Source organism: Mesorhizobium sp. CNPSo 4661 (assembly GCF_057784215.1).
The window spans coordinates 202852-221197 of the sequence record NZ_JBWGIO010000010.1 but is presented as its reverse complement, the minus strand read 5'-3'; the positions used below and the strand labels follow the sequence as shown (position 1 = coordinate 221197).

18 protein-coding genes are annotated in these 18346 nt (G+C 64.9%); 4 read left to right on the top strand and 14 right to left on the bottom strand.

Annotated features, from left to right (window positions below; all coding sequences use genetic code 11):
* Positions 1 to 177 precede the first annotated feature (177 nt).
* From eutB to ehuR, 7 genes are all read right to left on the bottom strand, one after another.
* A complete protein-coding gene (gene eutB, locus AC0YKC_RS17135; protein ID WP_488511887.1) occupies positions 178 to 1164 on the bottom strand; it encodes a hydroxyectoine utilization dehydratase EutB in 987 nt (328 codons plus the stop codon).
* A gap of 5 nt (positions 1165 to 1169) precedes the next feature.
* Positions 1170 to 1946, bottom strand: coding sequence for an ectoine utilization protein EutA (gene eutA / locus AC0YKC_RS17130; protein WP_488511920.1), 777 nt, complete (start codon positions 1944 to 1946; stop codon positions 1170 to 1172).
* Between the two features lie 5 nt (positions 1947 to 1951).
* Complete coding sequence (gene ehuD / locus AC0YKC_RS17125) at positions 1952 to 2611, bottom strand: ectoine/hydroxyectoine ABC transporter permease subunit EhuD (protein WP_488511886.1); 660 nt, start codon at positions 2609 to 2611, stop codon at positions 1952 to 1954.
* Between the two features lie 16 nt (positions 2612 to 2627).
* On the bottom strand, positions 2628 to 3287 hold the full coding sequence (gene ehuC, locus AC0YKC_RS17120; protein WP_488511885.1) for an ectoine/hydroxyectoine ABC transporter permease subunit EhuC: 660 nt from the start codon (positions 3285 to 3287) through the stop codon (positions 2628 to 2630).
* A gap of 202 nt (positions 3288 to 3489) precedes the next feature.
* Positions 3490 to 4290, bottom strand: a complete 801-nt coding sequence (gene ehuB / locus AC0YKC_RS17115; protein WP_434725628.1) for an ectoine/hydroxyectoine ABC transporter substrate-binding protein EhuB — start codon at positions 4288 to 4290, stop codon at positions 3490 to 3492.
* A 163-nt stretch (positions 4291 to 4453) separates the two neighbouring features.
* The gene (gene ehuA / locus AC0YKC_RS17110; RefSeq protein ID WP_140844064.1) at positions 4454 to 5239 is read right to left on the bottom strand and encodes an ectoine/hydroxyectoine ABC transporter ATP-binding protein EhuA; all 786 of its coding nucleotides are present in this window, start codon (positions 5237 to 5239) and stop codon (positions 4454 to 4456) included.
* 137 nt (positions 5240 to 5376) lie between these two features.
* A complete protein-coding gene (gene ehuR, locus AC0YKC_RS17105; RefSeq protein ID WP_320298692.1) occupies positions 5377 to 6762 on the bottom strand; it encodes a MocR-like ectoine utilization transcription factor EhuR in 1386 nt (461 codons plus the stop codon).
* Positions 6763 to 6845: 83 nt separating this feature from the next.
* Here ehuR and AC0YKC_RS17100 point away from each other — a divergent pair, with 83 nt between their 5' ends.
* The 4 genes from AC0YKC_RS17100 (at position 6846) to AC0YKC_RS17085 (ending at position 11726) form a co-directional block, all read left to right on the top strand.
* Entirely contained in the window at positions 6846 to 7334 is a 489-nt protein-coding gene (locus AC0YKC_RS17100) for an Lrp/AsnC family transcriptional regulator (protein ID WP_320298693.1), read from the top strand.
* A 360-nt stretch (positions 7335 to 7694) separates the two neighbouring features.
* Positions 7695 to 9188 (top strand): NAD-dependent succinate-semialdehyde dehydrogenase, encoded by a 1494-nt coding sequence (locus tag AC0YKC_RS17095; protein WP_488511884.1) that lies wholly within the window; start codon positions 7695 to 7697, stop codon positions 9186 to 9188.
* 35 nt (positions 9189 to 9223) lie between these two features.
* The gene (locus AC0YKC_RS17090; RefSeq protein ID WP_488511883.1) at positions 9224 to 10603 is read left to right on the top strand and encodes an aminotransferase; all 1380 of its coding nucleotides are present in this window, start codon (positions 9224 to 9226) and stop codon (positions 10601 to 10603) included.
* A gap of 22 nt (positions 10604 to 10625) precedes the next feature.
* The gene (locus AC0YKC_RS17085) at positions 10626 to 11726 is read left to right on the top strand and encodes an alcohol dehydrogenase family protein (protein ID WP_488511882.1); all 1101 of its coding nucleotides are present in this window, start codon (positions 10626 to 10628) and stop codon (positions 11724 to 11726) included.
* Between the two features lie 25 nt (positions 11727 to 11751).
* Here the strand turns inward: AC0YKC_RS17085 and AC0YKC_RS17080 are convergent, their stop codons facing one another.
* From AC0YKC_RS17080 to AC0YKC_RS17050, 7 genes are all read right to left on the bottom strand, one after another.
* Positions 11752 to 12189 (bottom strand): acyl-CoA thioesterase, encoded by a 438-nt coding sequence (locus tag AC0YKC_RS17080; RefSeq protein ID WP_488511881.1) that lies wholly within the window; start codon positions 12187 to 12189, stop codon positions 11752 to 11754.
* A gap of 283 nt (positions 12190 to 12472) precedes the next feature.
* Positions 12473 to 13447: a branched-chain amino acid ABC transporter permease gene (locus AC0YKC_RS17075; protein ID WP_488511879.1), complete on the bottom strand. Its 975-nt coding sequence runs from the start codon at positions 13445 to 13447 to the stop codon at positions 12473 to 12475.
* Positions 13444 to 14322, bottom strand: a complete 879-nt coding sequence (locus AC0YKC_RS17070) for a branched-chain amino acid ABC transporter permease (protein ID WP_488511878.1) — start codon at positions 14320 to 14322, stop codon at positions 13444 to 13446. Before AC0YKC_RS17070 ends, AC0YKC_RS17075 begins: the two co-directional genes overlap by 4 nt.
* 3 nt (positions 14323 to 14325) lie before the next feature.
* Positions 14326 to 15036, bottom strand: a complete 711-nt coding sequence (locus AC0YKC_RS17065; RefSeq protein WP_488511877.1) for an ABC transporter ATP-binding protein — start codon at positions 15034 to 15036, stop codon at positions 14326 to 14328.
* Positions 15029 to 15829 (bottom strand): ABC transporter ATP-binding protein, encoded by an 801-nt coding sequence (locus AC0YKC_RS17060; RefSeq protein ID WP_488511876.1) that lies wholly within the window; start codon positions 15827 to 15829, stop codon positions 15029 to 15031. The genes AC0YKC_RS17065 and AC0YKC_RS17060 overlap by 8 nt, the downstream gene beginning before the upstream one ends.
* A 4-nt stretch (positions 15830 to 15833) precedes the next feature.
* On the bottom strand, positions 15834 to 17183 hold the full coding sequence (locus AC0YKC_RS17055; RefSeq protein ID WP_488511875.1) for an ABC transporter substrate-binding protein: 1350 nt from the start codon (positions 17181 to 17183) through the stop codon (positions 15834 to 15836).
* Between the two features lie 24 nt (positions 17184 to 17207).
* Positions 17208 to 18308: a class II histone deacetylase gene (locus AC0YKC_RS17050; protein WP_488511874.1), complete on the bottom strand. Its 1101-nt coding sequence runs from the start codon at positions 18306 to 18308 to the stop codon at positions 17208 to 17210.
* Positions 18309 to 18346: the final 38 nt, after the last annotated feature.

Here is an 18346-nt window from a genome sequence, read left to right as displayed (position 1 = left end):
CTCTGGCCTGCCGGCCATCTCCCCCGCAAGGGGGGAGATCAGCCCGCATCTCTTCTTTCGCCAATCTCAAGCGCCGCAAGGAAAGCGGCGGCATCGACACAGCCAATCTCCCCCCTTTCGGGGGAGATGTCCGGCAGGACAGAGAGGGGTGGGCGGGAACTCGGCATCGAAGAACTCTCATGCGGCGCGCTCCGTCACCGAACGTTCACCACAGACAATCCGGCGATGCACGTTCATGTCGATGTTGCGGCCGGAGAGAATGAGCACAGTGGGGCCGCTCACTTCGACCTTCCCCGCCAGCAGCGCGCCGATGCCGACGGCGCCGGCGCCCTCGACGATCTCGCGCTCTTGTTCGTAGGCATGGCGGATGCCGGCGGCGATCTCGTCCTCCGAGAGCAGGACCACGTCGTCGAGCAGTTCCCGGCACATGGCGAAGGTCAGCCGGTTGTCGAGGCCGATGCCGCCGCCGAGCGAATCCGCCAGTGTCGGCAGTTCCTCGACCTGCATGGGCCGGCCGGCATCGAGGCTGGCTTTCATTGCGGCGCCACGCGCCATCGAGATGCCGATGACTTTGGTGCCTGGACTCACCCCTTTCACAGCCGCGGCGACGCCCGCCGCCAGCCCACCGCCGGAGAGCGGCACCAGCACCGCCACGGCATCCGGAACCTGCTCCATGATTTCCAGCCCGAGCGTGCCTTGCCCGGCGATAATATCAGGGTGGTCGAAAGGTGGCAGCATGACCAGCCCTTCCTCCGCCACCAGCCTGTCGACCTCCCGCTGGGCGTCGTCCTGGCTGTTGCCGATGATACGGACTTCGGCGCCAAGACGGCGGATGGCTTCGAGCTTGTTTTGCGGCACTAGCTTCGACATGCAGATCACCGCGCGCATGTCTTCGAGCTTCGCCGCATGGGCGAGCGCCCGTCCGTGATTGCCGGTCGAAGCGGCGACAACGCCACGCGATTTTTCTTCCGCGCTCAACGCGGCTATCGCGTTGGAAGCGCCGCGCAGCTTGAACGCCCCCGTGGTCTGGTGGTGCTCCAGCTTGAGATGAACAGGATGGCCGACGCGATCCGACAGGCTTTGCGACAGCACAGTGGGTGTCCGCTCGACCTTGCCGGCAATGCGTTCGCGCGCGATGCGAATATGCTGGAGTTCAACGGTCATTTCGATCACGCGGCCAGCAACTTCGTCCATAGCCGGCCGAACTCGGTTCGCGGCGTGTCGTCGCCGCAAAGCCGCAGGCAGTTCCAGGCGCTGGCCTGGTTGCTGGTGACGACCGGACGGCCGATCGCCTCTTCCATGCCGGGAACGGCGAGCGCGGCGCGCAGCGCGGTGCAGGAGACAAACAGCGCATCGGCCTGGGGATGCATGACCTTGCGCGCCATCTCGACCAGTGACGACGGCGCGATCCGCGCCATCTCGCGGTCGTCCTCGAAGCCGAGGCAAGTAAAACTCTGGATGTCGAAGCCATGCGACGCGAAATAGGCTGCCATCGGCCGGCTGGTCTCGACGGTATAGGGGGTGAGGATGCTGATGCGCTTGACCCCAAAAGCGTTCAGGCCGCGCATGCCGGCCATCGGCGGCGTGACGACGGGAACACCGGGCTTGGCCGCCTGGATGGCAGCTTCGATCTCGGCGTCACCGATCACCACCGAAGCGGACGTGCAGGAATAACAGACGGCATCGAGCGGCTCGTCCGGCAGGATGAGCGCTGCGCCCGCCGAAAGCGACGGCTGCATCTTGCGCAAATTCTCCGGCGTCGTCGGATTGGCATAGGGAATGCGCGCGACATAGACGCCGATCCGCTCGCTCGCCACCATGCGGCGGAAGTCCACCTCGCTGGTGTGGTCGGTCGCCAGGGCGATCAGTCCGACGCGCTTTTGCAGCGGGCGCGCATCCAGCGCGGGGCGCGCCGTTTCGAGGCGGATCTCGGGCAATGCTTTCATGACCTTCATCTTTCGATCCTGCCGTAGCGACGCTCCAGCCAGCGTAAGAGCACGACGGAGCAGAGACTGATGACGAGGAAGAAGGCGCCGACCAGCGTCATCGGTTCGATGTAGCGGTAGTATGTATTGGCGACGCTCTTGGCCTGGTTCATCAGCTCAAGCACCGTGATCGCCGAAAGCAGCGGCGTCTCCTTGAACATGGCGATGAAATAGTTGGCCAAGGCCGGAATCATCGGCGGGATCGCCTGCGGCAGGATGATATGCGTCCAGGTATGGCGGCCATTGAGATTGCAGGCCTTGGCCGCTTCCCACTGCCCACGCGGCACATTGTCGATGCCGGCGCGGTAGACCTCGGCCGTGTATGTGCCGTAATGCAAGCCAAGGCCGATGACGCCCGCCACCAGCGGCGGCAGCAGGATGCCGATATCGGGCAGCACGTAGAAGATGAAATAAAGCTGCACCAAAAGCGGTGTGCCGCGGATGAATTCGGCGAACCAGCCGACGCTGCGCGACACCAGCCGGTTCTCCGAGCGCCGCGCCAGCGCTATCCCAAGCCCGACGATCGCCGCCAGGATCGAGCCGAGCACCGTCGCCAGGATGGTGATCTTCACGCCCTGGAGCAGCACCGGCATGATCTCCCGGACGAAGTTCCAATCCCAGTCCATTATTTGGCCCAGTCCATCACACACGCACTCCGTCGAGGCCGCGCGCCATGCGGCGTTCAAGCGTCCGCACGCCCCAGGAGATGATCAGCGCCAGCGCGAAATAGATGACCAGCACGGAGACGAAGGGCATCAGCGTGCTGCCGGTCTGCGAGCGCACCACCTGCGCCTGGAAGGTCAGGTCGGCGAGCGAGATCAGCGACACGACCGAGGTCGCCTTGAGCAATTCGATTGCGTTGTTGCCGAAGGTCGGCAGCATGACCAGCAGCGCCTGCGGCAGGATGACGTGGCGCATGCCTTGCCAGCGGCCAAGATTGAGCGCCGTGCAGGCCTCGTATTGCTCGCGGCCGACCGACAGGATGGCGCCGCGCACCACCTCCGCCGCATAGGCGCCGACATTCAAGCCCAGCGCCAGCACGCCCGCCTGCAGCGGCGTCAGCGACAGGCCGGCGAAAGGCAGCACGAAATAGGCCCAGAACAGCTGGACGAAGATCGAGGTGCCGCGGAAGAATTCGATATAGACGGTTGCGATCGCGCGCACGATGAAGAAGCGCGACACGCGCCCCATGCCGGCAAGGAAGGCCATGATCAGCGCAAGCACCGACCCCATCAGCGTCAGCTCGATGGTGACAAGCGCTCCCTGCAATATCAGGCCGAGATAGCCGGACCACTGGGTCATAGGGTTCCAACGTTTGCGTTCTTGGGTCCTTCTCCCCGTTCAACGGGAGAAGATGCCGGTTTATCCTCCGTAGCTGCAGCGCAGCTGCTGCGAAGGACGGGCAGGCAGATGAAGGGCGGAGCCAGCCTTGCAGAACTTGGCAACGCCCCTCATCCGACCCTTCGGGCCACCTTCTCCCCGTGAACGGGGAGAAGGGAGGGAGCTACTTCGCCGCGCAGAGCTTCTCGCGCGTCGTCGACATGGCCGCCTTGGCGGAGAAGCCGTAGGGCTCGATGATCTTGGCGAACTCGCCCGACTTCTTCATCTTGGCGAGCTCGACGTCATAGGCATCGCGCAGCGCCTCGTCGCCCTTCTTGAAGGCGGCGCCGTCACAATAGACCGGAGCGCCGACCACCGGGGCGATGACGTCTAGGTTCGGATCGTTGGCCTTCTTGACCAGGTCGTTGATCGAGAGCACCGGCAGCGAATAGGCGTCGATGCGGCCGTCCTGCACCATCTTCAGGCCGCTTTGGCCATCCGGCACGACGATGACGCGATCGCGCGGCACACCGGCATTCAGCGCCAGCTTCTCCTCGGTGCCGCCACCAGGCGCGCCGACGGTCGCCGACGCATCCTTGGCGATGTCCTCATAGCTCTTGAAGCCTTTCGGATTGCCCTTCTTCACCAGCAGCGCCTCGGCATCGCAAAGCACCGGCTCGGAATAGACGACCGCCGCGCAACGTTCCGGCTTCATGAACAGGCCGGCGGTGACGACGTCGAAGCGGCCCGCCTGCAGGCCCGGGATCATGGCGCCATATTCGGAGATCGAGGCGACGATGTCGTTGACGCCGAGGCGCTTGAAGATCTCGCGTGCCACGTCAGGCGCCGCGCCCGAAACCTTGCCGTCCGCTGCCACCGCCGTATAGGGCGGCTCATTGGCAATGGCGACGCGGGCAAAGCCCTGCTGCTTGAGCTGCTCCAGCTTGGCGTCGTCGGCCGAACGCGCACCGGGGGCGAGCAGCATTGCGCTCACTGCGAGGCCGGCGACGCCAGCCAGAATGCCAAGTTTCTTCATTGTTCCCAACTCCTTGTTTCTCTTCTTGGTTTGCTCGGCTCGGGACGGCCTTTGGCCGCCCGTGGACGACCTGGTCGCCCCGAGACGACTACGTCGCTCGTTTGCATTGCGGTCAGACGCGATGTCCGGCCGCGATGATCTTCTTCAGGAAGCTCTGCGTTCTTTCCTGTTTGGGATGGCGGAAAATCTCATCGGGCTTGCCTTCCTCGACGATTCGGCCGCGGTCGAAGAACAGCACGCGGTCGGCGAAATCGTGGGCGAAGCCCATCTCATGGGTGACCAGAAGCATGGTCATGTCGGTCTCGGCGGCGAGCTTGCGCATGACGTTGAGCACCTCCTCGACGAGCTCAGGGTCGAGCGCCGAGGTGACCTCGTCGAACAGCATGATCTTGGGCGACAGCGCCAGCGCCCGGGCGATCGCGACGCGCTGCTTCTGGCCGCCGGAAAGCTGCGCCGGCATCGCTTTCGCCTTGTCGGCGAGGCCCACCATGTCGAGCAGCTCCATCGCCCGCTTTTCGGCGGCGGCGCGGGCGACGCCCTTGGTCAGCATTGGCGCGAGCGTCACATTGTCCATGACGCATTTGTGCGGGAAGAGATTGAAGAGCTGGAAGACCATGCCGATCTTCTGGCGCATCCTGGCCAGGTGCCGCTCGTCGGCCGGCAGCAGCTGGCCGTTGCGTTCCATGTGGTAGAGCTGCTCGCCGTCGACCTGGATGTGGCCGCCGTCGATCTTCTCCAGCGTCATCAGGATGCGCAGGATCGTCGTCTTGCCGGAGCCGGACGGGCCGATCAGCGCCAGCTTCTCGCCTGGCATGACCTGCATCGACAGGCCGTCCAGCACCTTGAAGGCGCCGAAGCTCTTCGAAATCGCATCAACCTTGATGATGGGCGCGGGCAATCCATTTCCCCGTTTTGGAGAAGCCTATGCCCTTAACGATGCGAAACGCGTCAAATCATGTCAATTGGTAAAATAATATCATGACAATATTTTCCGGCGCAGCACAATTTCAGGGCAATCTGAGCTGCCTTTGTGCATCAGATGGCGAGCAGGAGATGCTCCGGATCGCCGAGCAGCAGCTTGGCGACAACGCTCAGGCCCGCGCGCAGTTCCCCCTCTGTGGTCGATCCGAGCGAGATGCGCACGGCCGGATGCCAGGGCGTGTCGGCGATGCGGAACGAGGTGCCCGGCGCGATCGCCACCCCGCGCAGCCGCGCCTGCGAAACAAAACTCTCCTCGGCGCGGTCGCCCGGCAGTTCGAGCCATAGATGCAGCCCGTCACGGTGGACGCGATAATCGACGCCGGCCAGCATTTCGGCTGCGATCTCCTGGCGCCGCTTCAACGCCTGGCGCTGCCAGTTGACCAGTTCCATCGCCGTGCCGTCGGTCACCCAGCGCGTCGCGATCTCCGCCACCATCGGCGTCGCCATCCAGTTCGAGACGAGGTGGCGGTTGGCGACGGCGGCGACGTAGCGGTCCGGCACCGCGAGATAGCCGATGCGCAGGCCAGGCACGGTGATCTTGGTGAAGGAGGTGACGTAGAGCGTGCGCTCCGGCGCAAAGGCGGCAACCGCGGCCGGCCGGCCTTCAACCAGCGGCCCGAGCACGTCGTTCTCGATGATCGCGATGTCATGCTTGCGGGCAACGGCGGCTATCTGCTCGCGGCGGGTGGCGTCCATCAACGTCGCCGTCGGGTTGATCACCGACGGCTGGACGAACACGGCGCGGATGTCCGACAGCCGGCAAGCCTCGTCGAGCGCTTCGGGGATCAGCCCGTTGCCGTCGATCGGCAGGCCCTCGAGGTTGAAGCCGAGATAGCGGGCAAGCGGCACCAGCGTGTGGTGGCCGATCGCCTCCGTGGCGACGGTCGAGCCGGGCGGCGCTACGCTCATCAGCGCCACCGTCATGCCGGCGGTGGCGCCGTTGGTCAGGCTGATATTCTGCGGCGACGCTTCGAGCCCGCAAAGCTTCAGCCACTCGACCGCGACGGCGCGATGGCGCGGAAACACCATGTTCGGCCGGAACGACAGCGCCGAGCTCGACGGCAGATTCTCGGCCAGCCACCCCAGCGCCTGCTTCAATTTTTCCAGATGCATCGGCTCGCAGACCGGCTTCAGGATCGAGAGGTCGATGACCTCGCCGAGGCGCTCCGGGATGTAAGGCGGCTCCGGTTCGCGGCGCTGCGTCTGCACGAAGCTGCCGCGCCCGACCTCCCCGGAAATCAGGCCGCGCCGGATCAGTTCCTCATAGGCGCGGCTGACCGTTTGCACCGAAAGCTTCAGGTCGTCCGCAAGGCGGCGATGCGTCGGCAGTTGCGCGCCATTGGCGAGCCGCCCGTCATGGATCGCGCGTGCGAACTGGTCGGCCAGCGAGAGATAGGCCGGGCGGCGGATGAGAGCAGGATCTGGCTGCCATAATGTCATGACATATTAGAGAGCGAAATCAGTGCAATTGACAATCGAAATAATGCATCGTCATGGTGTCTGCAACGAAAGGCGAATCCCGCATGGCGGCAGCGAAACTCGACCCGATCGACCTCAGGATTCTCGACGCCATCCAACGCGATGGGCGCATCACCAAGCTGGCGCTGGCCGAGAAGGTCGGCCTGTCGCCGACGCCGTGCTGGATGCGGCTGCGCAAGCTGGAAAAGGCCGGCATCGTGTCCGGCTATCACGCCACGATCGCCATGCGCGTCATCGCGCCGGTGGCGACGGTGCTGATGGAGGTGACTTTAGCCAACCACCGCCAGGCGGACTTCGACAGGTTCGAGCGGGTCGTGCGCGATGTTCCGGAGATCGTCGCCTGCTGGTCGGTGGGCGGCGGCGTCGACTATGTGTTGAAGGTGATGGCGCGCGACATCGATGCCTATCAGCGGTTGGTCGACAGCCTGCTCGAACGCGAGATCGGCATCGACCGCTACTTCACCTACATCGTCACCAAGACGGTCAAGGACGAGACCGTGCTGCCGGTGGCCGACCTGTTGCCGGAACAATGAAAACGCCATCGTCATCCACGGGCGGAGCGACGCGAAGCGGAGCGTAGACCCGAGGATCCATTCCGTGACTTTGATCGAAAGCGCAGCAGAGCAGAATTCTGCAGCGTAGCGGCGCCTCAACGTCACGGCATGGATCCTCGGGTCTACGCCGCGTCGCTTCGCTCCTTGCTTCGCCCGTGGATGACGAAGTTGAGAAGGCTCGGCCAATTTTCGAGGTTCGGCTGCGCCTGCCGGCCGGCCAACTAGAGAGATCATCTGTGTCGGCGCGCCAATAGAGACAATCTCTCTACCAACAGCCGCTGAAACAGTCCCATTCTTTGCCCGACACGGCCGATGCTTCGGCATCGAATGGAGGCGCCGATGTCCGCGCATTTTGCCCGCACCAACCACCATGAAGCGCTGGACCGGCTCGCCGACCGCCGGCTGTTGCGCGCTCTCGCTTATGTCGACGGCCACTGGACGGCGAGCGATGCTGCGGCCAGTTTCGAGGTTACCGATCCGGCGACCGGCGCTACCGTCGCCTTTGTGGCCGCGCTCGATGCGGCGCAGACGACGAAGGCGATCGACGCCGCGTCGCGTGCATTTCACGGCTGGCGCTCGGCCCTGCCGCAGGAGCGCTCGAAGATCCTGCGAAAATGGTTCGATCTGATCGTCGCCGCCAAGGACGATCTGGCGCTGCTGATGACGCTTGAGCAGGGCAAGCCGCTGAAGGAATCGCTGGGCGAGATCGACTACGCCGCTTCCTTCGTCGAGTGGTATGCCGAGGAAGCGAAACGCCTCAATGCCGAAAGCGTCACCAGCCATCTGCCGAATGCTCAGATGTCGGTGCGCCGCGAGCCGCTCGGCGTGGCCGGGGTCGTCACGCCGTGGAATTTTCCGTCGGCCATGCTCACCCGCAAGGCGGCCGCGGCTTTGGCCGCCGGCTGCACGGTGGTGGCGCATCCGTCGTCCGGGACACCGCTCTCGGCTTTGGCGCTGGCCGAACTCGGCGAGCGCGCCGGCCTGCCTGCCGGCGTCTTCAACGTCGTCACCGGCGATGCGTGCACCATCGTCGGCGCGATGTGCGCCGACGCCAGGGTCCGCGCCATGAGCTTCACCGGATCGACCGAGGTCGGCCGGCTGATCGCGGCGCAGAGTGCTGCGACCATGAAGCGCCTGGTCATGGAACTCGGCGGCCATGCGCCGCTTATCGTGTTCGACGATGCCGACATCGACAAGGCCGTGACGATCGCGCTCGATGCCAAGTTCGCCACCTCCGGCCAGGATTGCCTCGCCGCCAATCGCATCTATGTGCAGCGGCCGATCTATGATCGCTTCTGCGCGGCATTCGCGCGCCGCATCGAGCAGCTCCGCACCGGCAACGGTCTCTCCGCGGACGCCGAGATCGGGCCGCTGATGCATGAGCGCGGGGTCAAGAAGGTCGAGGAGCAAGTCGCCGATGCGCTCACCCATGGCGCGCGCTGCCTGGCCGGCGGCAAGCGTGACGCGGCCGGCCCGCTGTTCTACCAGCCGACGCTGCTCGTCGATGTGCCGGACGAAGCGTTGATCATGCGTGAAGAGACGTTCGGCCCGGTCGCCGCCGTCACCTCGTTCGACGACGAGGCGGAAGTCGTCGCCCGCGCCAACGCCACCGAATACGGCCTCGTCGCCTATGTCGTTAGCGAGAATGGCGCGCGCCAGGCGCGCATGGGCCGCGCGCTGGACTACGGCATGGTCGCGATCAATCGGGTCAAGATCACCGGCGCGCCGATCCCGTTCGGCGGCGTCAAGCAATCCGGCATCGGCCGCGAGGGCTCGCGCCACGGCCTGGAAGCTTTTACGGACCTCAAATATCTCTGCCTCGATGTAGCGTAAGCTGCGCAGGCCTCATTCTCGTCAGGAGTCAAAAAATGCTCGAACAGTCCAACGAACTCTCCGCCTGGGATCGCGACCACTTCTTCCATCCCTCGACGCATATGGGCACACATGCGCGCGGCGAATCGCCGGCGCGCATCATGGCCGGCGGCGAAGGCGTCACCGTCTGGGACAACACCGGCAAGAAGAGCATCGATGCCTTCGCCGGTCTCTATTGCGTCAATGTCGGCTATGGCCGCCAGAAGATCGCCGATGCCATCGCCGAGCAGGCGAAGAACCTGGCCTATTACCACGCCTATGTCGGCCACGGCACTGAGGCCTCGATCACCCTTGCCAAGATGATCATCGACCGCGCGCCGAAGGGCATGAGCCGCGTCTATTTCGGTCTCTCCGGTTCCGACGCCAACGAAACCAACATCAAGCTGATCTGGTACTACAACAACGTTCTCGGACGGCCGGAAAAGAAGAAGATCATCTCGCGCTGGCGCGGCTATCACGGTTCCGGCGTGATGACCGGGTCGCTGACCGGGCTCGAGCTGTTCCACAACGCCTTCGACCTGCCGCGCGCGCCGATCCTGCACACCGAAGCGCCTTATTATTTCCGCCGCGCCGACCGCTCGATGAGCGAGGAGCAGTTCTCGCAACATTGCGCCGACAAGCTGGAGGAAATGATCCTCGCCGAGGGGCCGGACACGGTGGCCGCCTTCATCGGCGAGCCGATCCTAGGCACCGGCGGCATCGTGCCGCCGCCGGCCGGCTATTGGGAGAAGATCCAGGCCGTGCTGAACAAGTATGACGTGCTGCTCGTCGCCGACGAAGTGGTGACCGGATTCGGCCGTCTCGGCACCATGTTCGGCTCCGACCATTACGGTATGAAGCCGGACCTGATCACCATCGCCAAGGGGCTCACCTCGGCCTATGCGCCGCTGTCCGGCGTCATCGTTTCCGACAAGGTCTGGCAGGTGCTGGTCAAGGGCTCCGACAAGCTGGGTTCGCTCGGCCATGGCTGGACCTATTCGGCGCACCCGATCTGCGTTGCCGCGGGTGTCGCCAATCTCGAGCTGATCGACGAGATGGACCTGGTGCGGAACGCCGACGAGACCGGCGCCTACTTCCGCGCCGAGCTCGCCAAGGCCGTCGGCGGTCACCGGAATGTCGGCGAAGTGCGCGGCGACGGCATGCTGGCGGCGGTCGAGTTCGTGAAGGACCGCGATGATCGTGTCTTCTTCGACCCCGCGCTGAAGGTCGGGCCGCAGATCGCCACGGCGCTGGCCGCTAGTGGCGTCATCGGCCGCGCGATGCCGCAAGGCGACATCTTAGGCTTCGCGCCGCCGCTTTGCCTGACGCGGGAGGAGGCCGACATCGTCGTCGCGAAGACAGCCGACGCCGTGAACAGCGTCCTCGCCAATATCTGAGAAGCGACATTTGAGAGGCGACATGAATGCCATGACCAGAACCGTTCCCGCCACCATGGCCGCCGTGCAGCTTACCGGCCATGGCGGCCTGGAGAAGCTCGTCTACCGCACCGACGCGAAGGTGCCGGCGCCGGCCGTCGGCGAAGTGCTGGTCAAGGTCAGCGCCTGCGGCATGAACAACACCGATGTCTGGGTGCGCCAGGGCGCCTATGGCACGGAGGAAGACGCCGGGGCGGTTTCGACCTGGCGCCGCCAAGGCAACACGCTGACCTTCCCGCGCATCCAGGGCACCGACACTGTTGGGACGATCGTCGCTGTCGGCGACGGCGTGCCAGCGAACCGCATCGGCGAACGCGTCATGGTCGACTTCTCCATCTACAACCGCGACGACGATTCGCTGGCCGACATCGACTATATGGGCCACGGCCGCGATGGCGGTTATGCCGAATACCAGTCCCTGCCGGCCGAGAACGCGCATGTCGTCGACACCGACTTGAGCGATGTCGAGCTCGCCACTTTCTGTTGCGCCTATCTCACCGGCGAGCAGATGCTGGAGCGCGCGGCGCTGAAGGCCGGCGAGCGGGTGCTGGTCACCGGCGCCTCTGGCGGCGTTGGCTCCGGCATCGTGCAACTGGCACGGGCGCGCGGCGCCATCCCCTATGCCGTCGTCGGCAAGGGCAAGGAGCAGGCCGTGCTCGACATCGGCGCCGAGAAGGTGATCACGCGCGGCGTGGCCGACCTGCTTACCGCCGTCAATGAAGCGACTGGCGGCGAGCCCATCGACGTGGTGGCCGACCTCGTCGGCGGCGCCATCTTCAACGACCTCTTGCGCATCCTGCGGCCCGAAGGTCGCTACACGACCGCCGGAGCGATTGCCGGGCCGGTCGTGCAGCTCGATCTGCGCACCATGTATCTGAAGCAGCTGCAGCTCCACGGCTCGAGCCAGGGCACGCGGGAGGACTTCCGCCGCATCGTGCGCTACATCGAGGAAAAGAAGATCAGGCCGCTGGTCGGCGGCGTCTACAAGCTCTCCGATTTCCACCGCGCCCAGACCGATTTCATGGGCAAGGATTTCGTCGGCAAGCTGGTGGTGGTGCCGGACGCGATGTGGAGAGGCGCCTGACCCTGGAAAGAGCGCCGAAGGGTCTTCAGGCTTCGCTGCCGTGACTGGGAGCGGCGGCCATCCAGGATTTCAGGCGCTCGAGCATCGGCTCCGTCAGCGGGGTGGATTTTCGCTCCGCGAGATTGAAGAAGACCGTCTTGGCGGCCAGCTTGGCCGCGAGTTCGCCGCCATGCAGCCTGCGCATCTCGTAATCCGTCTGGATGGACGTGCGGCCGACAGTGCGGACCGTGCCGTAGATTTCCACGATGACCCCCGACGGCACTTCGCCGACGAAGTCGATCTCATGCCGGACGTCGGCCCATCCCCTGTCGGCCCATTCGGGCGTCGTCGGCGCCCAGCCGGTCGCCTGTCCCAGCAGGATGTTGATGGCGTCGTCGAAAAAGGCGACGTAGAACCGCGTCGTCATGTGGCCCATCATGTCGCAATTCCAGGGCTGAACCACAGCTCTCGTCAGTAGGATCATTTTTGCTCCCGACAATTCAATTGATCTCGATTATCGCACCGGCATATCTAACGGGAAATTGGTCATCGCTGTAGAGAGCCTAATGCATGTCGCCCAGAAGTGTGCGGCGGTTCTGGGACAACGACATGCATCAAAACAAAGACTTAAAGCGCGTCGCCTGAATCCGTTTCAGCGCGACGCGCTTTAAAGGCAAGAGCCCGGCCTTGTTTGCCCGGTCAAGATCCGGCGTTCTCGCCGGACCGCCTGCGTTTGCCCTCGCCCACGGCGGCGATGAAGACCGTCGTCAATGGCGGCTGGTTCGGCTTCGCTGCAGCCAGCCGTTCAGCCCGTTCGGCCATGCGATGACGAAGACCGCCAGCAGCAGCCCAAGGCCGATGTTGCGGTAGTCGGACAGTTCCCGCATGCCTTCGTCGGCCAGCATCAGCACCGCGGCGCCGAGCAGGGGGCCCCATATCGAGCCGAGGCCGCCGATGACGATCATCGCGATCAGGAACAAGAGCATCGAGAAGGAAAAGACCGTCGGGCCGACGACGCGGAAATGCACGGCGTAGAAGCCGCCGGCGATGCCGGTGAAGAAGGCGGAGACCGCGAAGATCCAGAGCTGGTATTTGAAACGGCTGATGCCGCGCGACATGGCGTAGCCCGGATTGTCGCGGAGTGCCCGGAAAGCAAGGCCCAGAGGTCCCCTGATGACGACGATCGAAATCGCGACCGCGACCGCCAGCAGCGCCAGCCCGACATAATAGTGGGCGATGTACCATTTCGACGGGAACAGCGCGCGCAGGCCGATATCGCCGAACTGGCCGATGCCGCGCACACCGCCAAACAGCGGCATGCAGCCGCCGACGGTGGTGAAGCAGTCGGTGTCGTTGACGATCAGCACATACATGACCTGCGCGATCGCCAGCGTCAGCAGCGCCACATAGGGGCCGCGCAGGCGCAGGCAGGCGAGGCCGATCAGCATGCCCATGGCGACGGTGACGATGCCGGCCATCGGGATGGCGGCGAGCATGGGCACCTTCCAGTAGAACCCCAGCATCGCGGTGGCATAGGCGCCGGTGGCGAACAGCGCCATCTGCGCCAGCGAGAAGATGCCGCCCATGCCGAGCACGAGGTTCCACTGCACCACCACGATCGCCCAGATGAAGAACAGCGTCGACTGGGTGATGACGTAGCGCCCGGGCATGGCGAGCGGCAGTGCGGCGGCGAGAGCCAGGCAGACGAGGCCGATCAGTATGTCGCGGCGGATGGATGTCATAGGCGCACCACCTGCTGTTTGCCGAACAGGCCGTAGGGTCGCCAGATCAGCACGAGGATGACGAGAAGCAGCAAGGTGGCGAAGCTCCAGCGCACGCCGAGCACATATTGGGTGGCGGCTTCGAGCAGGCCGAGCGCGATCGCCGCGATGACGGCGCCGTAGACATTGCCGAGCCCCGCGACCACGCAGACGATGAAGGCCTTCAGCATCGGGTCGCCGCCCATAACGGGCGTCAGCGTGGCGATCGAGCTGATCATGATGCCGGAAACGGCGGCAAGCGCGCCGGAGAGCGCCAGCACCTGCGCGTAGATCCGGCCGACCCTGACGCCCATGAGCTGCGCCGCCTCGCGGTTCATCGAGGTGGCGCGAATGGCGCGGCCGGCGCTGGTGCGCTGCATGAGGATGGCGACCGCCGCCATCAGCACGATGGCGACGCCGAGGATGAAGACGTTCTGCAACGGAATGTGCACATTGCCGATGACCACCTGGCCGCCCACCGCGAGCGGCTGCGGGATCGGATAAGGTCCAAACCCCTTCAGCATCAAATTCTCGATGACGCTGCCGATGCCTATGGTGGCGATGAAGATGTTGGTCTCGAAATTCTCGGCCCTCAGCAGCGGCAGCGCCGCGCTGAAATAGATCAGCAGCCCGACCAGCGCGCAGACGGCTGCTGCGGCGAGCAGGGCCAGCGCCGGATGCAGGCCGGTATGGACGATGGCCGCGTAGCAGATATAGCCGCCGAGCGTCAGGATGGCGCCATGCGCCATGTTGAGCATGTTGAGCGAGCCGTAGACCAGCGAGAGGCCGATGGTGGCGACCGCGTACATGGCGCCAAGCGTCAGGCCGGAAGCGACGATCTGGATCAGGACGTCCATCGCTCACACTCCGAGATAGGTTTCGACGATTTCGGGGCGCGCCATCAGTTCGGCGCCCAGGCCCGACCAGGCGATGCGGCCATTGTCGAGCAGGTGGATCATGTCGGCATGCTCGGCGATCCGCTCGGCATTCTCCTCGACGAGAAGGATGGTGCGGCCCTCGCGTCTCAGGTTGAAGATGACCTCGTAGATCTGCTCGATGACGATCGGCGCCAGTCCGAGCGAAGGCTCGTCGAGCATCAGCACCTCGCCGCCAGCCATCAGGCCGCGGCCGATGCCGCACATGCGCCGCTCCCCGCCTGAAAGCGTGCCGGCGGTCTGGTTGCGGCGCTCCTTCAGCTTGGGCAGCAGCGTGAAGACGAAGTCGAGCCGTTCGGCGGAACCGCTGCGGTTGGCGTAGGCGCCCATCAGAAGGTTCTCGTGCACGGTCATCGCCGGAAAGAGCAGGTCGCCCTGCGGAACCTGGATGACGCCGCGTTCGACGATCTGGTCGGGACGCAGACGATCGATGCGTGAGCCGTCGAGGCGGATCTCGCCCGACGTCACCGGGACAAGCCCGGAAATCGCCTTGAGCAGGGTGCTCTTGCCATGGCCGTTGGGACCGACAATGGCGGTGAGTTCACCCTTCCTGGCCGACAGTTTGATGGCGTCGAGCACGATGCGGCCGGCATAGCCGGCGCTGGCGTCGACGATCTCGAGCGCTGCCTCAGCCATGCGTGTTTTCCATGAAGGAGCGCAGCCGCTCGGAAGCGCCCTGGCCGAGATAGACGTCGACGACGGTGCGGTCGTCGAGAAGCTTTGTCGGCAGGCCTTCGAAGATCTTTTCGCCGTGATGCATGATCATGATGCGGTCGGAGAGGCGCACCAGGAAGCGCATCACATGCTCGATGAGGATGATGGTGACGCCCGCAGCCTTGATGGCGCGCACGGCATCCATCACACGGTCGACCTCACGCGCAGTGAGGCCGCCGACGGGCTCGTCCATCAAAAGCAGTTTCGGCTTCGTCGCCATGGCGCTCGCCATCATCAAGAGCTTGCGGTCGAGCACCGGCAACTTGCCGGTGACCTCGTCGGCACGGTCGGCAATGCCGAGCATTTCAAGCGCGGTATCGGCCGCCTGATGCGCCGCGCGTCCGGCGCGCAGCGTCGGCACGGCCCGGTTGCTCCGGCCGAAATAGGCGCCGACCAGCACGTTATCGCGCGCCGTCATGCTGTCGAAGCCGGCGTTGAGCTGGAAAGTGCGGGCAACGCCGGCATGGCAGATCTGCTCGGGCGCATGCCCGGTGATGTCCTGGCCGTCGAGAACGATAGCGCCCGTGGTGGCCGGGTTCAGCCCCGATATCACCTCGAACAGCGTCGTCTTGCCGGCGCCGTTCGGCCCGCCGATGCCGAGGATTTCTCCAGCCCCGACATCGAAGGACAGATCGCGGACCGCCGCGAGCGCGCCGAAGGACTTGCCGACATGCCTGCACGACAGCAATGGCGTCGCGACGGCGTCTTGCGTCATCCGGCTAGGCCTTGATCCATGGCGGCGTCATGAACTTGGTCGTGCCGTATGGCGCCGGCGCGATCAGGCCGGGACCCTTGGTGTAGTCCTGGATCTGCAGGAACTGATGCGGCATGCCGAGCGATGAATCGTTGACCTGGGTCGGATAGGTGTAGGCGGCGTTCTCGAGCGGCATGAAGCGGGTCGTGCCGGTGACGCCGCGCCATATCATCGCGCTTATCCGGGCCGCAACCTTGCGGTTCTGGTCGTTGTTGCCGGGTTCGCCCGTGCCGCCGGCAAGCGCTGCTGCGGTCGCCCAGACATAGGCGCCGTCATAGGGCTGCGCGCCGGAATTGTGGCCGGCGTTCGGGCCGAACTTTGCCTTGTAGCGCTTCTCGAAGGCGGTGCCGATCTCGTCCTGCAGCGCGCCGACGACGGTCGCGTAGATGATGCCGTTGGCCGCCTGCTTGGCGATGTCGCGGAAGGCCGGGATCGACGGGCCGTATTGCATGTAGACCAGGCTCGGCGTCGGGTTCGAGGCGAACTGCAGCGCGAACTGCCCGAGATCGGCGGGCAGGAAGTGGGTGATGCAGATCACCGCCGGCGGATCCTGGCGGATCTTGGCCAGCGTCGGTCCCCATTCCGAAGCCGGCACGCTGACGGTCTCGAACAGGCTGATGTCCCAGCCATAGCTCTTGGCTTGCTCCTTGACGGCGTTGGCGATGTTGGAGGCGTAGACCCCGGCCGACAGGATCACGGCCATCTTGTTGTTCTTGCGCTTCCACTCGCCGTTCTCTTCCAGGCCTTGCAGGAACTTCAGAAAGCCAGGACCATACCAGTATTCGGCGGGATCGCCCTGGAACGAGCCCCAGTAGCGGTCCGGGTTGGACTTCACCAGGTTGTTGTGGCCGATCGTGGTGTCGTAGTGGACGTAGATGATGCCGTTGTCGGCGGCGACCTCCTGGATCGCGGCGCCCGAGCCGATGTTGTAGCCGTTGAGGATCGCGTGCACGCCATGCCGGTCGACGAGGCGCTGCGCCGCCTGCACGTTGGTGGCGTCCCCCATCTGCGCGGTGTCCTCGAAGGACGGTTCGAGCGGCCGGCCGAGGATGCCGCCCAGCGCGTTGATCTCCTCGCAGGCGAGCGTCAGGCCGTTCTTGAACTCGATGCCGTCGGGCGCGGCGAAGTCGGTGGTCGGCCCGCACTGGCCGACCGGGATCGGATCGCCTTCGGCGCGCGCCTCGTTGTTCATCGAAAGCAGCATGGCGGGCATGCCGGTCAGCGTTGCGGCGGTCGCAAGCCCGCCCTTTATCAGGAAATTGCGGCGCGAGCCGGCAATCACGTTCGGCGTGGTGAGTTTCGAACTGCGCTTCATCTCGATTCCCCTGTTGAGTTTTTGTCAGTTTATGTTTTTGACCAGTTCGGCCGCCTGGTCGATGATCGCCGTCTGATGCGGCTGCGCCGACATTCCACCCCATTGTCCCATCAGCTGGTCCCACGGGTCCTCGACGCCCGTGCGGTGCCCGCAAAGCTCCTCGATCACGGCAAGGCCGCAGTAAGGCACGTACATTTCGGAGTAGCCGCCTTCATGCGTCATCACCAGGCGCCCGCCGCATAGCTCGCGCGCCGCGTCGAGCAGCATGCGCGCCAGCCTGCGGTAGCCGCTGGAATTCATCAGCATGCGTCCCATCGGATCGACGCCGGAAGCGTCGAAGCCCGAGGGCACCACGATCAGCTCCGGCTTGAAGCGCGCCAGCGCCGGGATCACCACGCGCTCGAACGCCGCGGCATAGGCGCCCGGACCGGACCCCGGGGGCAGCGGGACGTTGATGTTGAAGCCCTTGCCCATGCCCTCGCCGTTCTCGGCGATCGCGCCGGAATTGGCCGGGAACAGATTGTCCTGGTGCAGCGAGATCGAAAGCACGCTCGGATCGTCGTAGAAGATCGCCTGCGTGCCGTTGCCGTGATGCACGTCCCAGTCGACGGTCGCGATGCGGGTGAGGCCGTGCAACTGCTGAGCATGGCGGATGGCGATGGCGGCGTTCGAGAACAGGCAGAAGCCCATGCCGACATCGGCGGTGGCGTGATGGCCGGGCGGACGGATCAGCGCATAGGCGTTGTCCACCTGGCCCGTGATGACGGCTTCCATCGCCTTGATGGCGCCGCCAGCCGCCAGCAGCGCGATTTCATAGCTGCCGGCGCCGAGCGGCGTCAGTGAGCTGGCGTCGCCGTAACCACGGTCGCTGATCTCCCTGATCCTGGCGATATGCGCTGGCGAGTGGACCCGCGACAATTCCTCGACGGTGGCGCGCCTCGGCTTGATGGTGACCAGATGGTCGAGGATGCCGCTCACTTCCAGGAGGTTGCGCAGGCGACGCTTGGTCTCGGGATTTTCGGCATGGGTGCCGGGCTGAACCGTCAGGCTCGGCGGAAAAACCTGGTTCCAGTTCCAGGTGTTGTGCCAAAGATAAAGTTCGTGGAAAACGAAACCAGTCGCCATGCGGCTCCCACCCAGCGTATGTCGGCTGGATGATGGCC

What these genes read in the sequence shown, in the direction of transcription:
- eutB (WP_488511887.1), bottom strand. Translation starts at nt 1,164, where the DNA reads ATGACCGTTGAACTCCAGCATATTCGCATCGCGCGCGAACGCATTGCC.
- eutA (WP_488511920.1), bottom strand. Translation starts at nt 1,946, where the DNA reads ATGAAAGCATTGCCCGAGATCCGCCTCGAAACGGCGCGCCCCGCGCTG.
- ehuD (WP_488511886.1), bottom strand. Translation starts at nt 2,611, where the DNA reads ATGGACTGGGATTGGAACTTCGTCCGGGAGATCATGCCGGTGCTGCTC.
- ehuC (WP_488511885.1), bottom strand. Translation starts at nt 3,287, where the DNA reads ATGACCCAGTGGTCCGGCTATCTCGGCCTGATATTGCAGGGAGCGCTT.
- ehuB (WP_434725628.1), bottom strand. Translation starts at nt 4,290, where the DNA reads ATGCTGCTCGCCCCCGGTGCGCGTTCGGCCGACGACGCCAAGCTGGAG.
- ehuR (WP_320298692.1), bottom strand. Translation starts at nt 6,762, where the DNA reads ATGACATTATGGCAGCCAGATCCTGCTCTCATCCGCCGCCCGGCCTAT.
- AC0YKC_RS17100 (WP_320298693.1), top strand. Translation starts at nt 6,846, where the DNA reads ATGGCGGCAGCGAAACTCGACCCGATCGACCTCAGGATTCTCGACGCC.
- AC0YKC_RS17095 (WP_488511884.1), top strand. Translation starts at nt 7,695, where the DNA reads ATGTCCGCGCATTTTGCCCGCACCAACCACCATGAAGCGCTGGACCGG.
- AC0YKC_RS17090 (WP_488511883.1), top strand. Translation starts at nt 9,224, where the DNA reads ATGCTCGAACAGTCCAACGAACTCTCCGCCTGGGATCGCGACCACTTC.
- AC0YKC_RS17085 (WP_488511882.1), top strand. Translation starts at nt 10,626, where the DNA reads ATGAATGCCATGACCAGAACCGTTCCCGCCACCATGGCCGCCGTGCAG.
- AC0YKC_RS17080 (WP_488511881.1), bottom strand. Translation starts at nt 12,189, where the DNA reads ATGATCCTACTGACGAGAGCTGTGGTTCAGCCCTGGAATTGCGACATG.
- AC0YKC_RS17075 (WP_488511879.1), bottom strand. Translation starts at nt 13,447, where the DNA reads ATGACATCCATCCGCCGCGACATACTGATCGGCCTCGTCTGCCTGGCT.
- AC0YKC_RS17070 (WP_488511878.1), bottom strand. Translation starts at nt 14,322, where the DNA reads ATGGACGTCCTGATCCAGATCGTCGCTTCCGGCCTGACGCTTGGCGCC.
- AC0YKC_RS17065 (WP_488511877.1), bottom strand. Translation starts at nt 15,036, where the DNA reads ATGGCTGAGGCAGCGCTCGAGATCGTCGACGCCAGCGCCGGCTATGCC.
- AC0YKC_RS17060 (WP_488511876.1), bottom strand. Translation starts at nt 15,829, where the DNA reads ATGACGCAAGACGCCGTCGCGACGCCATTGCTGTCGTGCAGGCATGTC.
- AC0YKC_RS17055 (WP_488511875.1), bottom strand. Translation starts at nt 17,183, where the DNA reads ATGAAGCGCAGTTCGAAACTCACCACGCCGAACGTGATTGCCGGCTCG.
- AC0YKC_RS17050 (WP_488511874.1), bottom strand. Translation starts at nt 18,308, where the DNA reads ATGGCGACTGGTTTCGTTTTCCACGAACTTTATCTTTGGCACAACACC.